Origin of the sequence: Xanthomonas sp., from assembly GCF_017163755.1 — a bacterium.
Classification (GTDB): Bacteria; Pseudomonadota; Gammaproteobacteria; order Xanthomonadales; family Xanthomonadaceae; genus Xanthomonas_A.
The window spans coordinates 1-6133 of record NZ_JAFIWC010000058.1; the positions used below are offsets into that span (position 1 = coordinate 1).

The 6133-nt window shown below is 73.1% G+C and carries 4 protein-coding genes; 3 read left to right on the forward strand and 1 reads right to left on the reverse strand.

All coding sequences use genetic code 11. The features are described 5' to 3' along the window. Positions 1-385 precede the first annotated feature (385 nt). Positions 386-1312, forward strand: a complete 927-nt coding sequence (locus JR065_RS21280) for a carbohydrate kinase family protein (protein ID WP_206236518.1) — start codon at positions 386-388, stop codon at positions 1310-1312. A 144-nt stretch (positions 1313-1456) separates the two neighbouring features. Further along, on the forward strand, positions 1457-3094 hold the full coding sequence (locus JR065_RS21285) for a GGDEF domain-containing protein (RefSeq protein ID WP_206236519.1): 1638 nt from the start codon (positions 1457-1459) through the stop codon (positions 3092-3094). 126 nt (positions 3095-3220) lie between these two features. On the opposite strand, the gene JR065_RS21290 is transcribed toward JR065_RS21285, so the two are convergent. Continuing rightward, positions 3221-4153 (reverse strand): DUF808 domain-containing protein, encoded by a 933-nt coding sequence (locus tag JR065_RS21290; RefSeq protein WP_206236522.1) that lies wholly within the window; start codon positions 4151-4153, stop codon positions 3221-3223. A 141-nt stretch (positions 4154-4294) separates the two neighbouring features. Between JR065_RS21290 and JR065_RS21785 the strand changes: the two genes are divergently transcribed. Further along, a complete protein-coding gene (locus JR065_RS21785; protein ID WP_206236521.1) occupies positions 4295-5920 on the forward strand; it encodes a dihydroxyacetone kinase subunit DhaK in 1626 nt (541 codons plus the stop codon). The last annotated feature ends 213 nt before the right edge of the window (positions 5921-6133 follow it).

Genomic DNA, 6133 nt, shown 5'->3' on the forward strand with positions numbered 1-6133 from the left:
GGGAGAGGGGCTTGGCTTTTCCTTCTCCCATCGGGAGAAGGTGGCCCGCAGGGCCGGATGAGGGTACGGGGCGAAGCTTCGCGTACCCAAACTCCGCGAGTCGCTTCGCGCCGGACCCTCACCCCAACCCCTCTCCCGGTGGGAGAGGGGCTATGCGCGCGGCTGTTTCCCTTCTCCCTGCGAGACCATGGCCCCCTTTTCGGGGAAGGTGCCCCGCAAGGGCGGATGAGGCTATGAGTGCCAGCCTCGCCCGACACACAAGCCGCGTGCCTGCACGGCAACCCATCCCGCAGCACCGCGCACGGTCGCCGCGCTGCGGCGCGTACGCCACAATAGCCGCCATCGCGCCGACCGGCGCCGCAGCAGCCAACCGAGGAGCCATTCGATGTTCGTGGTGTGTGGAGAGGCCTTGTACGACATCTTCATCGACGGCTATGCCGGCACCTCGGTCGGCATGACCGCGCGCCAGGGCGGTTCGCCGTTCAACGTGGCGATCGGCCTGGCGCGGCTGGGCACGGCGTCGGCGCTGTTCACCGGCTTGTCGCGCGACCCGCTCGGGCGGCAGCTGCGCGGCACCCTGGAACGCGAGGGCGTGGCGCTGGACTACCTGGTCGACAAGGCCGAAGCGACCACCCTGGTGATGGTCGCGCTGGACGCGCAGGGCGTGCCCAACTATTCGTTCTACGGTACCGGCTGCGCCGACCGCGCGCTGACCCTGGACGACCTGCCGGCGCTCGGCGGCGACGTCGGCGGGCTGCACTTCGGTTCCTACACGCTGGTCGCCGAGCCCACCGCCGGCACCTTCCAGGCGCTGGCCGAGCGCGAGCGCGGGCAGCGCCTGATCTCGCTGGATCCGAACGTGCGGCCGACGGTGGAACCGGACATGGCGGTGTGGCGGGCGCGGCTGGCGCGCTGGATCGCGCTGGCGCACGTGGTCAAGGTCAGCCAGGAGGACATCGAGTTGCTGTACCCGGACCAGGACCCGCGCGCAGTGGCGCGCGGCTGGCTGCAGGCCGGACCGGCGCTGGTGGTGATGACACTCGGCGGGGACGGCGCGGTGGCCTGGAGCGGCGACGCCGAGGCGCGCGTGGCGGGGCGCAAGGTGGACGTGGTCGACACCGTCGGCGCCGGCGACAGCTTCCAGGCCGCGCTGCTGCACCAGCTGCCCGACCTGGCCGCGCTGGCCGCGCTGGGCCGCTCGGAGGCGGCGCTGCGCGCGCTGCTGGAATTCTGCGTGGCCGCCGCGGCGATCAACTGCACCCGCGCCGGCGCCAATCCGCCGCGCCTGGACGAGGTCCGCGCGGCCGCCTGAGCCGCCGGCGCCCGTCTGGCCGTGCCGGCGGGCGAATCGTCTCAAGCATCGCCGGCCCGCGCCGTTATCCTGATCCTAGGATGTCGTCCCCGACGGTCGCGCAGCGTGGCCGGGCGGCACGACCAGTGCGAGGGCGACCAGGCCATGCCGGAACAACGCGACGAGCCGCCGTCTGCCAGCGGAGGACTGCGCAAGCTGCTGTCGCCGCGACGGCGCGAACCGGCCGCCGAACCCGGCATCGCCGCCAAGCCCGCCGTGGCCGCCGCGCGCGCGCCTGCGCCGCGCAAGCCGGTCGAGCACGGCCACGGCCATGCGCACGACCACATTCCCGCCAACAGCGACCCGGCCGCCGCCACCGCGGCGCTGATCCGCCTGTTCAACCATGCGCACGAGCCGCTGGACCTGCTCGACGCCTTCGCCCACGGCATGGCCACCCTGCACGGGGAGCTGGGCGACATGGGCCGGCGCCTGCAGTCGGCCAGCCACAGCGGCGACTGGCCAAGCTACGGCCGCGCGCTGCGCCAGCTGATCGACAAGTACATCCGCACCATCGACGTGGACGATCCGCTGGCCGGGCCGAGCGACACCGAGCGCCTGCGCGACCTGCTGCGCCAGGCGATCGCCGGCGCGCTGGCCTCGCTGCTGCACAACCTGCCCGAACTGGCGCACGAATCCGAGGCCGCCGGCGAGGCGCTGCGCCAGTGGCGCCCCGGCGCGCCGCTGGAGCCGGTGGCGCTGCGCGTGCGCGAGCTGTGCCACCAGGTCGCGCTGCGCGCCAGCGACGCGCAGGAACAGCAGACGCTGCTGCTGGGCCTGTTCGACCTGCTGCTGGAGAACGTCGGCGACCTGCTCGACGACACCAGCTGGCTGCAGGGCCAGATCGCGGTGGTGCGCGACCTGATCGCCGGCCCGCTGGACCGCTACTCGATCGAGGAGGCGCGCGGCAGCCTGCGCGAGGTGATCTACAAGCAGGGCCTGCTGAAGCAGGGCATCGCCGAGTCCAAGGAGGCGATGAAGGGCATGATGGTGTCCTTCGTCGAGGACCTCAACGGCATGGCCGCCACCACCGGCGAGTTCCACGACCGCGTCGCCGACTATTCGCAGACCATCCGCGGCGCGCGCAGCATCGCCGACCTCAACCGGCTGCTGCAGGAAGTGCTGCAGGACACCGGCCACGTGCAGCAGCAGGCGTTGCGCGCGCGCGACCACCTGATCGCCGCGCGCCAGGAAGTGGAAGCGGCCGAGCAGCGCATCCTGCGCCTGGAGCAGGAGCTGCAGGACGTCAGCGGGCTGGTGCGGGTCGACCAGCTCACCGGCGCGCTCAACCGCCGCGGCCTGGACGAGATGTTCGTGCGCGAGATCGCCCGCACCGAGCGCATCGCGCAGCCGCTGTGCGTGGCGATGCTGGACCTGGACGACTTCCGCGCGCTCAACCAGACCTATGGCCACCCCGGCGGCGACGCCGCGCTGCGCCACGTGGTGGAAGTGGCGCGCAACACGCTGCGCGGCAGCGACGCGGTGGCGCGCTTCGGCGGCGAGGAGTTCCTGCTGCTGATGCCCGACTGCACCATCTTCGAGGCCAACGCGGCGGTGATCCGGGTGCAGCGCGCGCTGGCGCAGCGCGCGTTCGTGCACGAGGACCAGCGCGTGTTCGTGACCTTCAGCGCCGGCGTGGCGGTGCGCATGGCCGGCGAGACCCAGGACAGCCTGATCAAGCGCGCCGACCGCGCGCTGTACGAGGCCAAGAAGGGCGGCAAGAACCGGGTGGTGTCGGCCGATTGAGGCCGGCGCGCAGCGCCGGTCGGGACCGGGGACCGGGGACCGGGGACCGGGGACCGGCAAGAGCATCACCTGCCCGATTGCGCACCGCAACGCCGGCGGCGGTGTATCCGCAGCGGCGTAACTGCTTTACGGGTCCCCGGTCCCCGGTCCCCGGTCCCGCCCTTGCCCCCGAATCTTCTGGAACAGCAACACCGCGCCCAGCACCAGCGCGCCGGCAATGATGCCGACCACTGCGTTGCCCAGCGCTTCGACCAGCGCGCCGAGCGCGCCGGCCGGCTTCAGGTCCAGGATGAAGTGGTGCAGCGGGCCGATGCTGTGCACCAGGATGCCGCCGCCGACCAGGAACATCGCCGCGGTGCCGGCGATCGACAGCGCCCGCATCAGCCACGGCGCCAGCCACAGGATGCCGCGGCCGATCGCCGCGGCCGCCGCGCCCTTGCCGGTCAGGTACAGGCCCAGGTCGTCGAGCTTGACGATGCCGGCGACCAGGCCGTACACGCCCACCGTCATCGCCAGCGCGATCGCCACCAGCACCGACACCTGCTGCACGAACGGCACGTTGGCGACCACGCCCAGCGACAGCACGATGATCTCCGCCGACAGGATGAAATCGGTGCGGATCGCGCCCTTGATCTTGTCCTTCTCCAGCGCGACCACGTCCACCTTCTCGTCGGCCAGCGCCTGCAGCTGCTGCGCGTGGTGCTGCGCGTCCTCTTCCTTCGAGTGCAGGAAGCGGTGCGCCAGCTTCTCCACGCCCTCGAAGCACAGGAACGCGCCGCCGATCATCATCAGCGGGGTGATCGCCCACGGCAGCCATACGCTGATCGCCAGCGCCGCCGGCACCAGGATCGCCTTGTTGATCAGCGAGCCCTTGGCCACCGCCCACACCACCGGCAGTTCGCGGTCGGCGTGGACGCCGGTGACCTGCTGCGCGTTCAGCGCCAGGTCGTCGCCGAGCACGCCGGCGGTCTTCTTCGCCGCCACCTTGGTGAGGATGGAGACGTCGTCGAGCAGCGTGGCGATGTCGTCGAGCAGGGTGAACAGGCTGGCGCCGGCCATGCGGGAATCCATGCGGGGGGTCGGACCGCGATTCTCGCCGATTCCGCGCGGCCGGTGCGTGAGCGGCGCCGCCGGCCTCAGCCGCGCGTAACGCCGCCTCGGCTACCGTGCGGGCCTGTCCATCCCACACGAAGGAGACTCATGGACCAGTTCCTCACCGCCCCCCGCGCGATCGTCGACGACCTGCTCGACGCCGCCGCCGCGCTGCAGCCGCTGCTGCGTTCGGACCCGGCCAGCGGCGCGCGCATCGTGCTGCTGGCCGACCGCGACCCGGCCCAGGTCGCCGTGCTGTCCGGTGGCGGCGCCGGCCACGAGCCGGCCCACGCCGGCTTCGTCGGCCAGGGCATGCTGGCCGGGGCGATCGCCGGCGACCTGTTCGCCTCGCCCGGGGTGGAAGCGGTGCTGGCCGCGATCCGCGCCTGCGCCGACGCGCCGGGGGTGCTGCTGGTGATCAAGAACTACACCGGCGACCGGCTCAATTTCGGCCTGGCCGCCGAGCGCGCGCGCGCCGAAGGCATCGAGGTGGCCAGCGTGCTGGTCGCCGACGACATCGCCCTGCCCGATGCGGCGCAGCCGCGCGGGATCGCCGGCACCGTGCTGGTGCACAAGTACGCCGGCTACCTGGCCGGCCAGGGCGTGGGCCTGGCCGAGCTGGCGCAGCGCAGCCAGGCCTTCGCCGACCGCCTGCTGTCGCTGGGCATGGCCTTGTCCAGCTGCACCGTGCCCGGCCAGCACGCCGGGCGCCGCGCGCCGGAACTGGGGCTGGGCATCCACAACGAGCCGGGCACGCGCAAGGTGCAGCCGGCCTCGGCCGAAGACGCGCTGGCGCTGGTGCTGGACCCGCTGCTCGAACAGGCCGACGCACGCTACGGCGCCGATGCGCCGCTGGTGCTGATGCTCAACGACCTGGGCGGCTGCTCCACCCAGGAACTGGGCGTGCTGACCCAGTTGGCCCTGCGGCGCATCGGCGTGGCGCGGATCGCGCTGATGACGCTGCCGGCGGCGCTGATGACCTCGATGGACATGCACGGCTTCTCGGTCACCCTGGCCCCGGCCGACGCGGAGGTGCTGGCCGCGCTGCAGGCGCCGGTGCAGACCCTGGGCTGGCCGGGAGTGCGGGTGCCGCATGCGGTGGCCAGGTTCGCCCCGGCGGTGCAGCGCGACGAGACGTACCGCCACGGCGCGCGCGATGCGGCGCGCGCCGCGGCGCTGGCGCGGGTGGCGCAGGCGTTGGTCGCCGCGCAGCAGGAACTGGACGCGCTGGACGCCAAGATCGGCGACGGCGACGCCGGCAGCACCTTCGCCGCCGGCGCGCGCGCGCTACAGCAGGCGCTGGACGCCGACGCGCTGGCCACCGGCGAGGCCGCGGCGCTGGCGCACGGCCTGGCCGCGACCATCGAGCACAGCATGGGCGGCTCCAGCGGCGTGCTGCTGTCGATCCTGTTCACCACCGCGGCCACCGAACTGGAAGCCGACCGCGGCTGGGTGCCGGCGCTGCAGGCCGGGGTGGCGCGCATGCAGCACTACGGCGGCGCGCAGCCGGGCGATCGCACCATGCTCGACGCGCTGATGCCGGCGCTGGCCGCGCTGCAGGACGGCGGCCTGGCCGCGGCGGCGCAGGCTGCGCGCGCCGGCGCCGACGCCACTGCGCAGCTGGCGCAGGCCCGCGCCGGACGCTCGGCGGCGGTGCCGGCCGACGCGTTGCGCGGCGTGGTCGATCCCGGCGCCGAAGCGGTGGCGCGCGCCTTCGCGGCCTGGGATCGGTGACCGCCGCGGTAGTCCACCGCGTCCCGCAGGAGCGGTTTCAACCGCGACTAGAGATAACGGTCAGATGGCGGGCCTCGGCCGCCGTCGGGGCTGAAGCCCCTCCTACAGCGCACCCAGCGGGCGTGCCGCAAGCCACTGTGGGAGCGACTTCAGTCGCGACGAACGGAACCTATCCAGCTCGCACCTGCAGGAGCGGTTTCAACCGCGACCAGA